Annotated in this window: 20 protein-coding genes and 1 pseudogene; 13 read left to right on the forward strand and 8 right to left on the reverse strand. The window is 58.3% G+C overall.

Translation table 11 applies throughout. From position 1 onward, the window contains the following. The first annotated feature begins 119 nt into the window (after window positions 1–119). A complete protein-coding gene (locus BM110_RS08390) occupies window positions 120–725 on the forward strand; it encodes a hypothetical protein (RefSeq protein WP_093124745.1) in 606 nt (201 codons plus the stop codon). 2 nt (window positions 726–727) lie between these two features. Here BM110_RS08390 and BM110_RS08395 read toward each other — a convergent pair whose 3' ends face one another. Next, window positions 728–961, reverse strand: coding sequence for a hypothetical protein (locus BM110_RS08395; protein ID WP_058425621.1), 234 nt, complete (start codon window positions 959–961; stop codon window positions 728–730). A gap of 193 nt (window positions 962–1,154) precedes the next feature. Between BM110_RS08395 and BM110_RS08400 the strand changes: the two genes are divergently transcribed. The 4 genes from BM110_RS08400 to BM110_RS29755 all read left to right on the forward strand — a co-directional run bounded on the left by BM110_RS08400 (window position 1,155) and on the right by BM110_RS29755 (window position 3,660). Further along, window positions 1,155–1,586: a YeeE/YedE family protein gene (locus tag BM110_RS08400; protein ID WP_092250288.1), complete on the forward strand. Its 432-nt coding sequence runs from the start codon at window positions 1,155–1,157 to the stop codon at window positions 1,584–1,586. A 2-nt stretch (window positions 1,587–1,588) separates the two neighbouring features. Next, window positions 1,589–2,014, forward strand: coding sequence for a DUF6691 family protein (locus BM110_RS08405; protein WP_092250286.1), 426 nt, complete (start codon window positions 1,589–1,591; stop codon window positions 2,012–2,014). Between the two features lie 85 nt (window positions 2,015–2,099). Continuing rightward, window positions 2,100–3,089 (forward strand): zinc-dependent alcohol dehydrogenase family protein, encoded by a 990-nt coding sequence (locus BM110_RS08410; RefSeq protein ID WP_093513110.1) that lies wholly within the window; start codon window positions 2,100–2,102, stop codon window positions 3,087–3,089. Window positions 3,090–3,429: 340 nt separating this feature from the next. Further along, window positions 3,430–3,660, forward strand: coding sequence for a DUF6124 family protein (locus tag BM110_RS29755; RefSeq protein WP_093513112.1), 231 nt, complete (start codon window positions 3,430–3,432; stop codon window positions 3,658–3,660). Window positions 3,661–3,845: 185 nt separating this feature from the next. On the opposite strand, the gene BM110_RS08420 is transcribed toward BM110_RS29755, so the two are convergent. After that, window positions 3,846–4,247, reverse strand: a complete 402-nt coding sequence (locus BM110_RS08420; protein WP_093513114.1) for a hypothetical protein — start codon at window positions 4,245–4,247, stop codon at window positions 3,846–3,848. Window positions 4,248–4,677: 430 nt separating this feature from the next. Between BM110_RS08420 and BM110_RS08425 the strand changes: the two genes are divergently transcribed. Both BM110_RS08425 and BM110_RS08430 read left to right on the forward strand, forming a co-directional pair. Continuing rightward, on the forward strand, window positions 4,678–5,103 hold the full coding sequence (locus tag BM110_RS08425) for a hypothetical protein (protein WP_139220314.1): 426 nt from the start codon (window positions 4,678–4,680) through the stop codon (window positions 5,101–5,103). 47 nt (window positions 5,104–5,150) lie between these two features. Continuing rightward, window positions 5,151–5,831 (forward strand): hypothetical protein, encoded by a 681-nt coding sequence (locus tag BM110_RS08430; RefSeq protein ID WP_093513119.1) that lies wholly within the window; start codon window positions 5,151–5,153, stop codon window positions 5,829–5,831. A gap of 303 nt (window positions 5,832–6,134) precedes the next feature. Here BM110_RS08430 and BM110_RS08435 read toward each other — a convergent pair whose 3' ends face one another. The 3 genes and pseudogenes from BM110_RS08435 to BM110_RS08445 all read right to left on the reverse strand — a co-directional run bounded on the left by BM110_RS08435 (window position 6,135) and on the right by BM110_RS08445 (window position 8,886). Next, the gene (locus BM110_RS08435; protein ID WP_139220315.1) at window positions 6,135–7,553 is read right to left on the reverse strand and encodes an ApeA N-terminal domain 1-containing protein; all 1,419 of its coding nucleotides are present in this window, start codon (window positions 7,551–7,553) and stop codon (window positions 6,135–6,137) included. A gap of 46 nt (window positions 7,554–7,599) precedes the next feature. After that, window positions 7,600–7,781: pseudogene (locus BM110_RS29760) on the reverse strand (phage late control D family protein); the annotation flags it as partial. Between the two features lie 421 nt (window positions 7,782–8,202). Further along, entirely contained in the window at window positions 8,203–8,886 is a 684-nt protein-coding gene (locus tag BM110_RS08445) for a hypothetical protein (protein ID WP_175538838.1), read from the reverse strand. Between the two features lie 149 nt (window positions 8,887–9,035). Here BM110_RS08445 and BM110_RS08450 point away from each other — a divergent pair, with 149 nt between their 5' ends. Then, window positions 9,036–9,278: a hypothetical protein gene (locus tag BM110_RS08450; RefSeq protein ID WP_093513125.1), complete on the forward strand. Its 243-nt coding sequence runs from the start codon at window positions 9,036–9,038 to the stop codon at window positions 9,276–9,278. Window positions 9,279–9,316: 38 nt separating this feature from the next. After that, complete coding sequence (locus tag BM110_RS08455; protein ID WP_256575371.1) at window positions 9,317–9,853, forward strand: hypothetical protein; 537 nt, start codon at window positions 9,317–9,319, stop codon at window positions 9,851–9,853. Window positions 9,854–9,867: 14 nt separating this feature from the next. Here BM110_RS08455 and BM110_RS08460 read toward each other — a convergent pair whose 3' ends face one another. Next, the gene (locus tag BM110_RS08460; protein WP_071490142.1) at window positions 9,868–10,476 is read right to left on the reverse strand and encodes a LysE family translocator; all 609 of its coding nucleotides are present in this window, start codon (window positions 10,474–10,476) and stop codon (window positions 9,868–9,870) included. A 111-nt stretch (window positions 10,477–10,587) separates the two neighbouring features. Between BM110_RS08460 and BM110_RS08465 the strand changes: the two genes are divergently transcribed. The 3 genes from BM110_RS08465 (at window position 10,588) to BM110_RS08475 (ending at window position 13,228) form a co-directional block, all read left to right on the forward strand. Then, the gene (locus tag BM110_RS08465) at window positions 10,588–11,451 is read left to right on the forward strand and encodes a LysR family transcriptional regulator (RefSeq protein WP_093513129.1); all 864 of its coding nucleotides are present in this window, start codon (window positions 10,588–10,590) and stop codon (window positions 11,449–11,451) included. 97 nt (window positions 11,452–11,548) lie between these two features. Next, entirely contained in the window at window positions 11,549–11,911 is a 363-nt protein-coding gene (locus tag BM110_RS08470; RefSeq protein WP_092250713.1) for a hypothetical protein, read from the forward strand. Window positions 11,912–11,980: 69 nt separating this feature from the next. After that, entirely contained in the window at window positions 11,981–13,228 is a 1,248-nt protein-coding gene (locus tag BM110_RS08475; RefSeq protein ID WP_093513131.1) for a hypothetical protein, read from the forward strand. A 141-nt stretch (window positions 13,229–13,369) separates the two neighbouring features. Here BM110_RS08475 and BM110_RS08480 read toward each other — a convergent pair whose 3' ends face one another. Beyond that, complete coding sequence (locus tag BM110_RS08480) at window positions 13,370–14,095, reverse strand: BPL-N domain-containing protein (protein WP_093513133.1); 726 nt, start codon at window positions 14,093–14,095, stop codon at window positions 13,370–13,372. Between the two features lie 125 nt (window positions 14,096–14,220). Between BM110_RS08480 and BM110_RS08485 the strand changes: the two genes are divergently transcribed. Then, window positions 14,221–14,847, forward strand: a complete 627-nt coding sequence (locus tag BM110_RS08485) for a LysE family translocator (RefSeq protein ID WP_092250704.1) — start codon at window positions 14,221–14,223, stop codon at window positions 14,845–14,847. Here the strand turns inward: BM110_RS08485 and BM110_RS08490 are convergent, their stop codons facing one another. Beyond that, the gene (locus BM110_RS08490) at window positions 14,848–15,474 is read right to left on the reverse strand and encodes a glutathione S-transferase family protein (protein WP_093513135.1); all 627 of its coding nucleotides are present in this window, start codon (window positions 15,472–15,474) and stop codon (window positions 14,848–14,850) included. Between the last annotated feature and the right edge of the window lie 26 nt (window positions 15,475–15,500).

The following is a 15,500-nucleotide window of genomic DNA, read 5'->3' on the forward strand; positions in this document are numbered from 1 at the left end:
ATCCGTGACGCGCTCGAACGGCAGAGGTTACACCACGGTGTGGAGGGTTTCGTGACAGCAGGATTTCTATACACTTTGCCGCGGGCTAAAAACCGGCCCCAATCGTCAAGGATAAAACGATGCGAATCACCACCATGGCCCTCGTTGCCACCAGCAGCCTGTTGCTAACCGCCTGCAGCGAGAGCCCTTCCGACACCGACATTCAAGCCGCCCTGCAACCCCGCCTGGAAGGGGCTTCCTGCATCAGCGCGCCGATGTTCAAAGACTTCCCCGTAACCCTGGGCGACAGCTTCACCCGCAGCGTGTCCAAGGGCAACGCACCGGCCTTCGATGCGCTGGTCGATGCAGGCCTGTTGGCCAAGAGCGACCAGACCTATACCCTCACCGAACCAGGTAAAGCCGCCCACGTGCCCCAGGCCTCCGGGTTCTGCTACGCCCAAGGCTATGAGATCGCCAGGGTCCAGAGCACCGAGGTCAACACTGACCAGATGGGACCGGCCGTGGAAAAATCCTGGCAGGTGACCGTGGACATCCGCCAGAAGCCCGTCGCCCCGTGGGCGAAAAACCCGGCGATTGAGAAACTCACGCGCCACCCGGAAAACCTCTCCGAAGCGCCAAAGACCTACCACGTGACCGTCGGCCGGGTGAAGGGTGAACCAGGGTTGCAGTTGATCGACCCGCGCTTTTCGATCTCACGCGGGATCAGCGTCAGCCAGGGCTTCTGATCTCAGCCCTTCAACTCACTAGCCCGATGCGCCGCCGCGTCGTCGTAAACCACATACAACGACTCGGCGACCTGGCTCTTGATGGCCTTGGTGGACTCAAGGCCCAGTACAAAACCCTCGGCCTTGCCGCCGGCGCGGTTGAGTTCCTCAGGGGTGGCGGCGCCGGTGATGGCGTCGAACAGCTTGGTGGCGTGGGGGCCGACGCCCTTGGGCAGGCTGATCTGGTCGATGGACATGGGCGATACCTTAAAAGAGAGAATTCGGTAGCGCGTGGAACCACTGCCGGGGTGGCATGGTAGACCGGCTGGCACAGAAAGGCGCGGCTTTTGCGCATATCGCGCTCACCGGGCGGCCTTTTTCATGACACTGCCCCACAACACCGTGATAGCGCTAAGCTGGATCCCCCACCCGCCCCGCAGGCCCAGCACCATGACGCTCTCCCCCGACTTCACCCCCTGGGCCTCCCTGCTCGGCGGCGCACTGATCGGCCTCAGCGCCGGCCTGTTCATCCTGCTCAACGGGCGCATCGCCGGTATCAGCGGCCTGCTCGGCAGCCTGATGGCCAAACACGCTGAAGGCCGCGCCGAAAAAGCCCTGTTCCTGCTAGGCCTGCTCGCCTCGCCCTGGCTGTGGGCACTGTTCGGCACCTTGCCCGGCGCGTCGATCCAGGCCGGTGGTGCCGCGCTGGTGCTGGCGGGGCTGCTGGTGGGCCTCGGCACACGCTACGGCGCCGGCTGCACCAGTGGGCACGGGATCTGCGGGCTGTCACGCCTGTCGCTGCGCTCGCTGGTGGCGGTGGCGTGCTTCATGGGCAGCGGGTTTGCCACTGTCTACCTCATCCGCCATCTGATCGGGGCCTGAGCATGCGCAAACTGACCGCCTTGATCGCCGGCCTGCTCTTCGGCCTGGGGCTGTACCTCAGCGGCATGACCAACCCGGCCAAAGTGCTCGGGTTTCTCGACCTGGCCGGCGAATGGGACCCGTCCCTGGCGCTGGTCATGCTCGGCGCGCTCGCCGTCAGCAGCGTGTTCTTCTTTTTCGCCAGGCAGCGCCGCACCGCGTTGCTGGGCGCGCCGATGCAGATGCCGACCAAGCGCACCCTCGACCGGCGGCTGGTGCTGGGCAGTGTGATATTCGGTGTCGGCTGGGGGATCGCCGGGCTATGCCCCGGCCCGGCGCTGGCGTTGTTGCTGACCGGGCAATGGCAGGTGGGGGTGTTCGTGCTGGCGATGGCGCTGGGGATGTGGCTGTTTGAGCGGATTGAGGCGCGCAGGTTGGCCAAGGCTTGAGGCACGGGCAGGCGTTTGTGCTTTATCTCCACCCGCCTGCGGCCTACATTGAACGCCTTATCGATCAACCCCGAGGTCAGCCCCCATGGCACGCATCGTCCGGATTCACGCCTACGGCGACGCCAGCGTCTTGAAACTCGAAGACGTCGACGTCCCCGCCCCCGCCGCCGATGAAGTCCAAATCGACGTCAAAGCCTTCGGCCTCAATCGTGCCGAAGTGATGTTCCGCAACCACGCCTACCTGCAGGAAGCCGAATTCCCCAGCCGCCTGGGCTACGAAGCGGCCGGTGTGGTGATCGCCGTCGGCGCCGATGTCACCGACCTGCAGATGGGCGACGCCGTCAGCGTCATCCCACCGCTGGACATCGCCCGCTGGGGCACCTACGGCGAAGTCGCCAACGTGCCCGCCCACCTCACCGTCAAACACCCGCAAACCCTCAGCTTCGTGCAAGCCGCCGCGTGCTGGATGCAATACGTCACCGCCTGGGGCGCCCTGGTGGAACAGGCCAAACTGACCCAGGGCGACACCGTGCTGGTCACCGCTGCCTCCAGCAGCGTCGCCCTCGCCGCCTTCCAGATCGCCCGCAGCGTCGGCGCCACCGCCATCGGCGTGACCCGCAGCCGTGCAAAAAAACAGGCGCTGCTGGATGCCGGCGCAACACACGTCATCGTCAGCGACGAAGAAAACCTGGTGGAACGCGTGATGCAACTCACCCACGACCAAGGCGCCCGCGTGGTGTTCGACCCCATCGGCGGGCCGGGCTTCGAAGCCCTCACCCAGAGCATGGCCCGAGGCGGCATCTTGCTGGAGTACGGCGCGCTGAGCGCGGAGCCGACGCCGTTTCCGTTGTTTACCGTGTTGGGCAAATGTTTGACGCTCAAAGGGTATCTGTACGCCGAAATCGTCGCCGACCCGGCGGCATTGGCGCGGGCCAAGGCGTTCATTCTGGACGGGCTGGCGTCGGGCGCGTTGACGCCGGTGATTGCGAAGACATTTGCGTTGGATGAGGTGCAGGAGGCGCATCGGTTTTTGGAGGCGAACCAGCAGGTGGGCAAGGTGGTGGTGACGGTGTGAGGGCGGTGTCCTAGGACATTTCCCAAAGCAGGGCAGTGGCTTGCCCGATTGCCTACGCCTGCGTCAGAATCCGCCGGCTTGTGCGCTGGGGTGGTCGAAACTAAGGTGGCGCGGTCGCTGAATTTCTCGGTGATCGGGTTTAGTAGCCCACGATTTAACCTAACAAGTGCATGAGCTTCATCTATCAGGCGTCCCAGCCTGTGCTTGATGGTGGCTGTGCGCAGGGCGCCCTCGGGCGCGCCGGTTTTGTTAGGTTCCACCGGTCTACTAACCTGCGTACAGCTGCCGCCTTTTCGTTTAGTAGCGATGGGGTGGTGGCATCAAAGTAAGGAACTTAACGATGGTTAATGATTCGACCACACTGTTCACTGTCGCTCCCGCCGCTAGTAACGAAGCTCTCATGATCAATAGCTACGAGACCTTTAGCTCGGTTAGCACTCTTCTGCTTGAGCTATCAGATGACCTCAGTGGTAAGCAACGTGACATTGCACTGGCGATTCACCAATTGAGCGAGCTGGGAGTACTCATGACGGCAAGACTCCTTGATCACGAAGCACCTTGCTCTCGCTGAATAACAGAAACCCCAGTCACTCGCTGACTGCTCGCCGAATCGTCGTAGGGGTAGCTACGATTCGGCGACTTTGTTTTCTCCCAAGAAATCGATGAACTCTGGAGCAGGGCTAAGCCTTCGGCTTTACCTATGTAGTTTAGGTCTGCTTTCGGCCAATAGCAGCCCTTTGGAGGCTCAAGTCGCACCTACTTCGAAAGCCCATTTGCGCCGTCGTCGATCTCACACAAAATCCGCTCGAGCTCAGGCCGCGACCACTTATCCCAAGGAAATACATCCCGGTCATCACCGGTGTGCCAATACTCGCCTGCATCAAATGCCTGGTAGATAGAGAATGCTGGCTGGGGCATATCCGCGTGCATGGACAAGTCGATGATGTCGCTAATGAAAGTATTCATCACCTCATCACAGTAATGAAAATCGCGGGTGCCTGTAATAAACAGTTTTGCTACGGAGATCGCCAACCGATTCAAAAGATTGCGACGGTCCATCTGTAGGTGCTCACACATCTCACCTAAGTCGGTGTTTGGGGCACTTTCAGTAACCGCAAGTACGTAATTAAGGTTGGCGTCACTCAGACCTTCGTTCATGGGATGAAGGTACTCTTCAATTCAATAGCACGATGGATTCAGGGCCAGCTTGTCAGAAACATACTGCCAGATGTGCTGCTGAGCGTCCGCCTTTTGCAATCCCCTCTTGTACGATCACCTAGCGATGTCACGTGGTATACATCGCGCGGCAGGGGCATTTGAATTGCATTTTCACCCCAGCACACCGCCGAACCGAGGCCTGCTCCGGTCCCTGTCATGGGTGATGTCTGTTTGGTATCATTGGTTGTCCGTCAATCCGGGGGCTGCCATCGCGGTTACCGTCGGTATGCGGACGATCTTTTATCATTCATTTGTTGGCAGGAGACAGACGTTGAGTGAAGGAAATGGGAGCGAAAGGGCGCCATTGTCGAAGGGAGTCATAATCACTCGGTCATCGGTTTGGGCTACGTATGAGGTGCTTCTGACGTTGATGCCTGTGCTTATTTGGATTTTCATCATCAATTTTTCGAAGCCCGATTTTGAAATTTCCCTGCAGTTTCCGGCGTTCTCTTTTTTCTGTGTTTCTATCTGGGCAGCTTGCATTAGGGAAATTCCGAGAACACTCGTCGGGGGGGATCCGGTTCAAGACAAATTTGAACGGGAGTGCTCGTTGGCCATTGCGATTCTAGGATTCGTGATTTCGCTTTTGTGTCTCGTCTTCGCTGCGCTCAGGAGCACCGGCAGCATTCCTCATATTTGGGGGGCTTTTTCTTTGGTTGTGGCGACTGCCGGAGGACTCGGTATCCTCATGCTTTTCGTGATGATCTCGATAAAAATCCAGCGCGTGGAATATGGACGCTACAACCTTCCTCCTGCGATCAAAGAAAAGCGGGCTGATTTAATTTCTGAGAAATAAAGCAGTCCACTTTTGTTCGCTGGCCCCTTGACCTTGGTGAATAATACATGGATGACGTCTACAAAATTCTTATTGCTGCAGTGGTAGGTTTCGCGCTTAATCCGGTTACAGAAAAAATCAAATTGAGCATCGCCGCACGCGACAACAAAAAGAAAATAATAAACAAACTTAATATATCTAAAGGCATACTCGCCAGCGCCATTAGCACGCTCAATAGAACATGCAGCCTACGGGAAGCATACATCAATCAGAACGACCACAATCATTCGGTATTTCTCCTTCCGTTCATAAAAACCCCTAACCTCCACGACGACTTTGAGAAGTGCTATCTATCACTAAGCAAAGAACAGAGAAAAACTATTGAAGTAGTTATTTACGGACTAGCGCATGTAGCCAAGCTTGAAAGTAAAGCCGAGAAGTTCGATGAAAGCCTAAAAGACGTTTTAAACGAAACAAAGTACACCGATATAAAAGAAATAAAGGCGGCTCACGACAGGTATTACAAACGAATTCTTGCATGTGAAAAAGCCATGCTTTATTCGCTTGTAACCATACGAAAAAATCTTGAGCTAGCGATTAATGATAAACCACAGCAAAATACCGATGCTGAAAATTTTGCCAGTACCAGCGAAGAGCTTGGGATAAGTTTCAACCTATCCTGGTGGCCACATCTTCACCCCGAGCAAAACGTCTCACCGACTGACATAACAGACGTCGACCGAATCTGACAGTGGTGGCCCAGTATGCTGAATAGCCCCAAGTTTCGTAGACACCCGACGGCCGCTTTTGGCCGTTTTCAGCCAGTCACGACAAGCAGGAAACGGCCAGAAGCAGCCCATCGCGCCAGTGCCAATTTCCCTTCTGGACGAGAACGCGGTTCAGACCATGTGTACCTTCAGCCTGAACGCTTAATGCGGCCGGATTACCGCTGCTGCGCGGTCCTATACGCGCAGGCTATGTGCCCGACGAACTGGAGCGGGGCATGCTGCGGGATATGAAGCGTCAGTGCTATACCACGCGCTGGGATGAGGTTATTCGAGTAACAGGCTGAGTTTTTGTTTAAGGTTTCCGAATTTGCAGATATTCACGATGTCTTCATCGCTGAATGATAAGCGCTTGTAAATGTTCAGTTCGAATATGGACTCTAGTTTTTGCCCTAGAATCCAAAGGTTTCGACCTTTAGCGGCCCGCTTTTCTGCAGCTGAGTCGTAATGTGTTAGATAATTTCTGGTATCTACGATTTTGCGAACAATGCTATTGATTGTAGCTTTGTCTCCGAAATGGGATTCGAAGGGTTCGATTAGTTTTTTGATTCTATTGGCTTGAGTAATCTCATTACCATGCTGTAGTCGACCAAATAGCCAATCGTGTTTTTCTGATGGGCAAGATATTAATAGTTGTAGGGTGAGCGCATGAAAGTGCTCCGGGTCCATTTGAGTTGCTGTATGTGTGCGCCGACTAAACGTCTCTAATCCTTGCATTAGTGATAAAAACTTCGAGTCTAAATATTTATGCGTTCCATTCTGAGTTGAGAAATAAAGGTTAAAAGCAGGGGACAATAATTCATAATCATCTAGCCACTTTTTAAGAATATCAGGGAAACGATCGCGAATTTGAGGGTAGGCAAAGCGTAGGCCGTGCCGTTTGACGTCTGGTTTGGATTCTGAAAAAGGGAGGCTGGGGTAGAAAAGCTTTACCTTGATAGACTCGCCGCTATCCGTCGAGCTACCTGGAACCTTGGCGTTCACTGAGTGCATGGATAGTGAACAGGCTGTGGCGAAGCAAAGCAGGTTAGTTATTTTATAAGCGATGTCTGTGAAATAACTAAAGCACTGAGGCTCTGAGGTTGAGATCTTGATGTAAGCAGATTGGGTGATCTTTGCTTCGCTGTATGTGGGGAACCCTGGGATTGTGTAAGCAAAGCAAATTGATATTTCGCAACCGGATTCACTGTATACAATAATCGGTTGTTGTGGTTCGTACATTATCATTGCAGTGTTTTCACTGCGTTCTACCTTGATGCCGCTGGTTCGAAGCCAATCATCAATGCCTTCAATGCTAAAGCTGAACTCTGAAAAGACTGTCTCTTCCTCTGCTTCATAGACGGCTCCTATGGTAACGCGACCGACCCGTATGCGAGATGTAGCGGGCGCTCCGAATGCTAAGTTTCTATTTATATAGAAGCAGTCGTCGAGAGTTACGGCACCAGCTTTTTCCAAATTCCCAATAAGTCGACCAATATGATAATCATCTAAGGTCATTAGATCTGTTTCTATTGTAGTTATTTCAAGCTCAATATCGCCACCATCACTTATAGTGAGAGTGCCCTGGAACTGTTTCTCAGGGTTATTTGGTGTAGAGAAAAATCCAGTTATTTTAAATTCGCTTTCCAGCCTCATTTGATTCCCTTCGACATAAAATTTTGATTCCTGCGATAACGTATAGGGCATCCATCAGGCTCAGCATGCTAAACCCAATACCAACCTACCTTCGGCTCTACTGATTCGTCCATTCTCGATCTATAGCCCGCTGCGCACTGTTCTTGCTGCTATAGAGATTCCGTAGCACTGCGGCTTGCTCTGGTCGCCTGCAGTGATGGATTTCTCGGTACCGGATTTAGCGTCGCGGTAGTAGGCAATAATGCCAGTGTAGTTGCCGCCAGGGTCGTCTGCCAAATCGTCATGGGTCGAGATTGACGACGAGCTAAAGATACGGACGATCTATCCCCGCAAGCGTCTTCTGGAGGCCAGTGTCAGGTGTTTCATAGATTGTATGGTCGAAGAGCTTGGAAATGCTCCAACGCCGCTCGCGAGAATCGTTACAACGAGGCAGCGCTAGCTAAAGCGAAGTGTTTCCGAAGGCGCTTTGGGCCCTGTCACAGGACGTGCACGACGCAATTGTTGAGCGGCCGCTTTTGGCCGATCGCTGCCCTTGGCGAGAGGCAGAAAACGGCTAAAAGCAGCTGCTCATAGGTGTCTAGGAGACTAGGAGACTAGGGACCATTCAATCATAGGCTGGAGATGTCTACGGTGCCGGGGGTCAGACCACGTTTTCAATAATGATGGTCTGCCCCCTATTTCTGCGTTTTCCACACAAGGTTTACAACCCAAGCCCGTACTGAAACAACGCCATATCCATCACCCGCGCCGTAGGATACGGCAGTTCCAGACGCCCCGTTTTCAACGGCAGGGGTGAAGGATTCAGTTGCTCCACCACGCCCGCCAACGCCGTCAGCCCCTTCCCGCTGGCGGTGGTGATGAACGCGCGACGTGGGAACAGATCGCGGCAGGCGGCAATGTAAAAGCGGTCCAGCGCCGGGCACTCCCCCCAGACCCCCATCAGGATTTTGGTCTTGAGGGTGTCGGTCCAGGAGACGTTGGTGGCCAAGGTCTCCATGGAGGCCAATACGCTGTCCAATAGGGCTTGGTTGTACGCCAGGTCCGGTACGCCGGGTGCGAAATTATCCAGGAACAGTTCAAACAACTCCGGGCCCTGGCCGGTAAAAAGGCGCTTGGCCAAGGCTTTCATCAGGTCCAGGTTGCTGTTCTGCAGCAGGCCCGAGGAGCCACGGAACATCCCCCAGTTCGCCAGGTAGAAGCCGATATGCAGGGCGGTGGTGTCGATCTGTTCTTCGCTGATGAGGTCAGCCCAGCGAGGGCGGGATTCGTCCCAGATGTATTCATAGAGAAACTCCCACGCCTTGAGTCGGGGGTAGTCGTTACCCGGTGAGGGCTGGATATTCTGGTAGTAGATCTGGGCATAGCGATTGACATCAAAAATCATCATCTGGCTTCCTGCGCACGGCGTTCCTGTTGATCACCTCAGCAGAGGTTATCGACAGCGAGGGCGAGATATTGAATACGCCCTCCCCCAAGCACCCGACCCACGTTTACACTGGCGCCTTTTGCGCCGCTCACACAGGGAAGCACTCGATGTCCACCGATCCGCTATGCCTGGTTTTTGTCCCCGCCCTTGTGGCTGTATTCACCGCCGCCGAGGCGAAAAAAGGCACGCCGCTGACCGAAGCCGAAGTGTGTGAAATCCGCGATGCAGCCACCTGTATCGCGCTGCCGTTCAGCACCGCGCTGGCGATGGAAACCGAGCGAGGTTATCCAGATATCGTCGCCGAAGACTGCTGGAGTGAGTGGCAACGGCTACGTGCTTCGGTTGCCTGACCCCGCTTATCGACCCCCTTACGAATGGAATCGACACCATGCTCAACTCCCCGCGCCCGTTCAAACCACTCATCTGCCTCCCCCTCCTCGCCGCCCTCACCGGCTGCGGCGCGTTGACGGATGTGCGCTCGTTCTCCACGCCCTACGCCACGCCCACCAGCGCTGAAACCGTGCGCCTGCGTGTGATGAGCGATGGCATGGTGCGCGCTGTGCCCAACTCCAATTGCATCAACTTCCGCCTGCCCGGCGCGGGGGTGATGGTGGCCAACCGAGAGGGCTACGCAGACCGCAACGGCGAAAGCCTGGGCATGGCGCCCGTGGAGCGGTATTCGGATGGCACGGTGATGAGCGAACTGCGGGTGCCGGCCGGGCAGCCCATCGCGTTTCACTACATCGGCAATCGTTGCTACAACATGTTCACTTTCGTGCCTGAGGCGGGGGTGGACTATGAACTGGATGCAGCGGGTCGCTATAAGTGCGGGGTGACGCTCAAGCGCATGTTGGTCGGCAAGATTGAGGGCACTCGGGTGCCGTTGGGTGAGAGCAAGTTGTGCAATTGGGGCGATAACTTCTGAGCCATGTCTCGCCCTCAGCTATGCAACGGCAACGCCACCCCGAACAACACAAAGAACCCACCACAGACTTTATTGAACCGCCGCCCGGTGCGAGCCAACCATGGCCGCACCCGGTGCGCGGCGCTGGCCACCAGGTATTCGACCACGAACTCCACCACGGCGTAGGTCAGCGCGATGATGGCGGTCTGCGTGATGATGTTTCTGTGGGGGTCGAGGAAGGGTGGGATAAACGCGGTAAACAGCAGCAGCGCCTTGGGGTTGGAGAGGGCCGAGACCAACCCTTGGCGGAACAGCGACCAGCGTCGCAGGCTGGAAGTGGCCGCTGTTTCCAGGCTGACGGGGGCGGCGCGCCACAGTCCGTAGCCCAGCCAGATCAGGTAGAGCCCGCCGGCAATCTTCAAGGCCGTAAACGCGGTGGCCGAGGCCTGGATCAGTGCGCCCAGGCCCAGCGCGCACAGCGCAAGCACCAAGGCAAAGCCAAGCACGCCGCCGCTGATGGTGAACAGGGTTCTGCGACTGCCGTGCAGCGCGCCATGGGTCAGCGCCAGCAACGCATTCGGCCCTGGCACCACGGATATCCCGCAGCAGGTGATCAGGTAGAGCAACCAGGTCTCGAAGGGCATGATCAAGTCCGCAATGGGTGATTTTGACTGCTATCTTGCAAATGAACAACGACCGTGAAAAGCGCATAATTCACTTCGCAGCCATTCGATTAACGAATAAAGGTAACCGCCATGTCTTCCAGCGATTTGCAGATCGATTGGCTCAAGTGCTTCGTCGCCGTGGTGGATGCCGGTTCGTTGTCGGGGGCGGCCCATGAGGTGAACCGCTCGCAGTCCGCCGTCAGCATGCAGATGAAAAAACTCGAGGCTGCCCTGGGCCGGCCCTTGCTCAACCGTGGCCCGCGGCACCTGCAACTGACCGATGACGGCCAGACACTGCTGGGCTATGCCCGTCGCATGCTTGCCCTGCACGCCGAGACCCAGGCAGCGTTTCACGGCGAGGCGTTGACCGGGCGCATCCGCCTGGGGGTGGCCGAGGACTATGCAGCCAGGTACCTCACGCCGCTGCTCAAACGTTTTGCGCCGCGTTATGCGGGGGTGGACATCGAGCTGACCTGTGAACAGTCGACCGCCCTGATCCCGCGTTTGCGCAGCGGCGACCTTGATCTTGCGCTGGTGTCCAGGGACTCGCCGCACACAGGGACGTTTCTGTTCAAGGAGCCGATGGTGTGGGTCGGCTCCGCGCAATTCGAGCTGTGGCGCCGCGACCCGGTGCCTATCGCCGTCTACGAAAGCGAAAGCCTCGCGCGCCGGTATGCGGTGAATTCACTGGCGCAACAGGGCCGCCAGTTCAAGGTGGTGTACAACAGCTCCAGCCTGGCCGGCCAGCTCGCCGCCGTGGAAGGGGGGCTGGCGATAGCGGCGATTACTCAGTGCACCGTGAATCCATCGTTGCAGGTCTTGAGCAGCGAACACGGCCTGGGCGCTATCGAACCGATGGAGGTATCGATTCTACGTAGCCGGGCTTCGCGCGGGTCCGAGGCGGTCAGCAGCCTGCATGGGTTTATCATCAGTGCGCTTAGAGCTCAGGCGTAGCCCTGGCGCGTCGCGCTATCTGGACACCGCGGTGATCCCATAGCAGCCTCGCTGAAGCTCGACAGCTCCTACAATTGATCTGCATTCGGAGCTATACATGGCCCTGTCCAAACGTGAAACCGTTGGTATCGAACGCCAACTGGTCGCTGCACTGACTGACGCCTGCGAAACGGCGAAGGCTGAAATCCCGGGGTTTGAATGGCTGACCCACACGGTCAACTACGCCGACTTCCCTCAAAGCCTGCGCATCACCTGGGTCTTCGACACCCGCGCCAATAAAGACAACGCGGTGGCGACCGGGTTGGACGCACGCATCCGCGAACTCACAGCCGCGGCCCTGCACGACGCCGACATCCCACCCGTGCCGTTGCCGCGCTGCGTTCAACTTGACTCCGAAGAAGCCTGCCAAACCCAGCACGGCGGCAATTGGCGTTTGCGCCTGACCCGCTCAGCCAACTAGAGCCTGGCGCCCAACTGCTGGATAATGCCTCGCCCTGCTCTCCGCCCGCTGAAAAGGAAATCCCGCCCCATGAAGTTGCCGCTTTCCGCTGCCCTGCTCGCGTCTGCCCTGCTGTCGCCTTCGATGGCCCACGCCGAAGACGCCGCCCTGGTCGACACCCTCAAGGCCTTCACCCGCTGCGACGCGAGTTTTTTCAGCAGCCTGAACACCCACCGTGACGCCTGGCAGGCCTACGCGCCGCTCAAGCAAGAGAAGGACTTCAGCTGGATCGCGGTGCGCGATCGCACCGACCCCAAGGCCACCGCAGTGCCGGTGAGCGCGCCGGCCATCGCCGGTTTGAAGTTGCTGTCCTACAACGATGAGGTCAGCGATCTCGGCCCGTTGGGCCTGTATTACTTCTGGGGTTTCACGGTGGACGGCAACATTGATGAGGTCGCGCAGCGCTTTTCCGCACTGCTGGACCAACCCGCTGCGCTGCAAAAAGGCGAAGGGCAATACACGCGCAGCGAGCTGAAGGTGGGCAACAGCTGGCAGGCGATCAAGCCGATGCCGGGCAAGGCGCCAGGGCTGCGCCATGTGGAGCGGGTGCTGATCGTGGAGCCGGAGGGCACGCACTCCCGCGTGAGCTGTTCGGTGCAGGGCGGTGTGACTCCCGGCCTGGTCGCGCTGCTGCGGCCGGACATCGCGCCGGTCGATTACCCGCGCACAGTGGCCGACACCAATCTCGCCGATGTGCCGGTGCCGCCCACTGTGCTACAGGGCCTCGATGCGCCGTTGTTGCAGCCCAGGTTCAAGACGTTGAGCTACACCTACCTGTCGAGGAATGCCGCGGGCAAGGACGCGCCGATCACCATCCGGTTCAAGGCCGAGGGCGGTTTGCTGGTCAAGAATGAGGCCTACGGCAGCGCCTTCAATGTGGACCGACTGATGTTGGCGGACCTGATCCAGCTGAAATCGAAAATGAACGGTGTAGGCGAAGGCCAGGTGCTGCAGACCCGCGAGGCCGAGGTAAAACTGCCGACCAGTTGGGCACCGGGCCAGACCCTGAGTGCGCACCTGAAGATGGCCAATGTGCCGGTCAAGCCCACTGACAAACCGACCGAGACCACCTTGACCTGCAAGGTCGGCGAGCGCTTCCCGGCGCGCCAGGTGTTTGCATCGTTGACAGGCGATGCCATCCGGCTGGCGTGCGAGCAGGACGGCTACACATCGTCGCGCGCATTTATCGAGGACCTGGGGGTGGCCCTGACGCTGGAGTCGACGTCGAGCCAGACCCACTATGTGAATGAAATCCAGACGCTGGATGTGGTGCGCTGATTAGGCGCTCCACGCCACGCAAGAACACACCGACGCGCCGGCTGATCGCCCATTGTGTTTTAGCCGCAGTCGTACTCAACGTGTGATGAACGGGCCTGTCCACCACAATGAGCCCGCTCACCACAAGGAATGGAGAGACGGTTAAAAGTGCCGTATGAGCGAACCAAACAGGTCGCCCCGGGGCATTTTGCTCAACGGGATGTCGGCGTTCTCGAACCACTGCGCACTGGCTTCGGGATGGGGGCCGCTCAGGATCACCACGCCCTTCTCGAAGGTATACCGCGCCGCCGCGATGTCGCCGTTGCGGTAGGTGGCGATGGCCGTGTAGGGCGCGACCTTGGGGAAGTACGGGCCGTCCTGGAAGAACACCTGATCAGGCTTGCCCTCCCAAGTGACCTGCACGGCGGCGTCGGCGCTGTCGGGCACTTCGAAACCGGGGCGACCGGCTTCGCCGTCGAGGTCCACCGGAATCAGGCCGAGGTTGCTGTCATCCGCCAGGTAGGCACCCATGCACAAGCCCAGGTAGCGCCCGCCGTTGGCCACGTAATCGCGGATCGCCTCGCTGCGCGCATCGCCCAGGCTGCGCAGGGCGCCGGGGATGTCCTGGCCGCCGCCGGGTTGCACGTAGAGGTCGTAGCGCGCCAGGGTTTGCGGGGTTATGTCGATGGGCTCGTCGGCGCCCACGAAGTCGATACGGTAGTTGGGGTTGATGCGCTGCAGGGCCTTTGCCACGTTTTCCGAACAATCATCGCAGCCTGCCGGGCCACGGTAGATGGCGACACGGGTGATAGGCGCCGAGGCTTCGGCCGGTGACGGCAGCAAAAGGGCAAAGGCAAACAACGTGGCGACGACAGCTCGCAGGTTCATGGTCAAGGACTCCTGAAGGACCACGCAAAGCCTATAGCGATTGCGCCGTTGAATCCGTTAACAGTTGTAAACGACGTTGAGTTGGGGATAACTGGCGGTCGAGCCCCGTTCCGAGAGTGCCCATCATGTTTGAACTCGCAGCCCTCATCACCTATATCGCCGTCGTGATCGGCCTGTTCCTGATCCCCGGCCCGTCGGTGTTGCTGGTGATCACCCGCACCGTGCAGGGCGGCCGCAAGGTCGGGGTCGCCACCGGCCTGGGGGTGGCGTGCGGCGACCTGCTGCATACACTGGGCGCGGCGCTGGGGTTATCGGCGATCCTGATGACCTCGGCCACCGCGTTCAACGCGGTGAAATGGGCCGGCGCGGCTTACCTGATCTACCTGGGCATCCGTGCGTTCACGGCCAAGACCGGCACACAAAAAGGGCTGACGTTGCCTACAGTCACGCCGCGCCAGGCGTTTTTCCAGGCGGTCGGTGCCGAGTTGCTCAACCCGAAAACCGCGATTTTCTTCCTGGCATTCCTGCCGCAATTCGTGCACCCGGAAGCCGGCTCATCGCTGGTGCAGTTCGCGGTGCTGGGTTTGATTTTCTCGGTGCTCAGCGCGGTGTACACCAGCCTGCTCGCCCTCGCCATCCGCCCCTTGAGCCGAGGCATCAAGGGGCTGTCCAAACTGCGGCGCTGGGAAGGAAAAATCATCGGCACGCTGTTTATGGGGCTGGGGCTGAAGGTCGCGTTGCAACAGCGTTAGTCACTTAGCAAACGCATATTCCCCACCCTGCTCCACCGCCTTGCGATAGGCAGGTCGGGCCTGGAATTTTTCTACCCACGCCGCCAGGTGCGGGTAAGCCTGCAACTTGCCCTGGGCCTTGGCGATTTCGCCGATAAAGCTCATCTGGATATCCGCACCGCTCAGCTCGTCGCCCAGCAAGTACGCTTTATCCGCCAGCGCGTCGTTCAGATAACCCAGGTAGTTGGCCACTTCCGATTCGATACGCGGATGCAACGGCGCGCCGGCTTCACCCAGGCGGCCAACATAGAGGTTGAGCATCAGCGGCAACATAGCCGAGCCTTCGGCGAAGTGCAGCCACTGCACGTAGGTGTCATAGGCGGCGCTGGTTGGGTCCGGTTGCAGGCGGCCCTGGCCGTGATGGCGGATCAAGTAGTCGATGATCGCGGCGGATTCAATCAGCACCTGGCCGCCGTCTTCGATCACCGGGGATTTGCCCAGCGGGTGGATGGCCTTGAGTTCCGGCGGCGCCAGGTTGGTTTTCGGGTCGCGCTGGTAGCGCTTGATCTCGTAAGGCAGGCCGAGTTCTTCGAGCAGCCACAGGATGCGTTGCGAACGTGAGTTGTTGAGGTGATGGACGATGATCATGGCGTGCTCCGCAGGGCGAGAGGGAT

Origin of the sequence: Pseudomonas sp. NFPP28 (genome assembly GCF_900115535.1) — a bacterium.
Classification (GTDB): Bacteria; Pseudomonadota; Gammaproteobacteria; order Pseudomonadales; family Pseudomonadaceae; genus Aquipseudomonas; species Aquipseudomonas extremorientalis.

What these genes read in the sequence shown, in the direction of transcription:
- BM110_RS08450 (WP_093513125.1), top strand. Translation starts at nt 9,036, where the DNA reads ATGTCCACCGATCCGCTATGCCTGGTTTTTGTCCCCGCCCTTGTGGCT.
- BM110_RS08465 (WP_093513129.1), top strand. Translation starts at nt 10,588, where the DNA reads ATGTCTTCCAGCGATTTGCAGATCGATTGGCTCAAGTGCTTCGTCGCC.
- BM110_RS08480 (WP_093513133.1), bottom strand. Translation starts at nt 14,095, where the DNA reads ATGAACCTGCGAGCTGTCGTCGCCACGTTGTTTGCCTTTGCCCTTTTG.
- BM110_RS08425 (WP_139220314.1), top strand. Translation starts at nt 4,678, where the DNA reads ATGCCTGTGCTTATTTGGATTTTCATCATCAATTTTTCGAAGCCCGAT.
- BM110_RS08420 (WP_093513114.1), bottom strand. Translation starts at nt 4,247, where the DNA reads ATGAACGAAGGTCTGAGTGACGCCAACCTTAATTACGTACTTGCGGTT.
- BM110_RS08400 (WP_092250288.1), top strand. Translation starts at nt 1,155, where the DNA reads ATGACGCTCTCCCCCGACTTCACCCCCTGGGCCTCCCTGCTCGGCGGC.
- BM110_RS08445 (WP_175538838.1), bottom strand. Translation starts at nt 8,886, where the DNA reads ATGATTTTTGATGTCAATCGCTATGCCCAGATCTACTACCAGAATATC.
- BM110_RS08455 (WP_256575371.1), top strand. Translation starts at nt 9,317, where the DNA reads ATGCTCAACTCCCCGCGCCCGTTCAAACCACTCATCTGCCTCCCCCTC.
- BM110_RS08485 (WP_092250704.1), top strand. Translation starts at nt 14,221, where the DNA reads ATGTTTGAACTCGCAGCCCTCATCACCTATATCGCCGTCGTGATCGGC.
- BM110_RS08395 (WP_058425621.1), bottom strand. Translation starts at nt 961, where the DNA reads ATGTCCATCGACCAGATCAGCCTGCCCAAGGGCGTCGGCCCCCACGCC.
- BM110_RS08430 (WP_093513119.1), top strand. Translation starts at nt 5,151, where the DNA reads ATGGATGACGTCTACAAAATTCTTATTGCTGCAGTGGTAGGTTTCGCG.
- BM110_RS29755 (WP_093513112.1), top strand. Translation starts at nt 3,430, where the DNA reads ATGGTTAATGATTCGACCACACTGTTCACTGTCGCTCCCGCCGCTAGT.
- BM110_RS08460 (WP_071490142.1), bottom strand. Translation starts at nt 10,476, where the DNA reads ATGCCCTTCGAGACCTGGTTGCTCTACCTGATCACCTGCTGCGGGATA.
- BM110_RS08390 (WP_093124745.1), top strand. Translation starts at nt 120, where the DNA reads ATGCGAATCACCACCATGGCCCTCGTTGCCACCAGCAGCCTGTTGCTA.
- BM110_RS08475 (WP_093513131.1), top strand. Translation starts at nt 11,981, where the DNA reads ATGAAGTTGCCGCTTTCCGCTGCCCTGCTCGCGTCTGCCCTGCTGTCG.
- BM110_RS08470 (WP_092250713.1), top strand. Translation starts at nt 11,549, where the DNA reads ATGGCCCTGTCCAAACGTGAAACCGTTGGTATCGAACGCCAACTGGTC.
- BM110_RS08435 (WP_139220315.1), bottom strand. Translation starts at nt 7,553, where the DNA reads ATGCCCTATACGTTATCGCAGGAATCAAAATTTTATGTCGAAGGGAAT.
- BM110_RS08410 (WP_093513110.1), top strand. Translation starts at nt 2,100, where the DNA reads ATGGCACGCATCGTCCGGATTCACGCCTACGGCGACGCCAGCGTCTTG.
- BM110_RS08405 (WP_092250286.1), top strand. Translation starts at nt 1,589, where the DNA reads ATGCGCAAACTGACCGCCTTGATCGCCGGCCTGCTCTTCGGCCTGGGG.
- BM110_RS08490 (WP_093513135.1), bottom strand. Translation starts at nt 15,474, where the DNA reads ATGATCATCGTCCATCACCTCAACAACTCACGTTCGCAACGCATCCTG.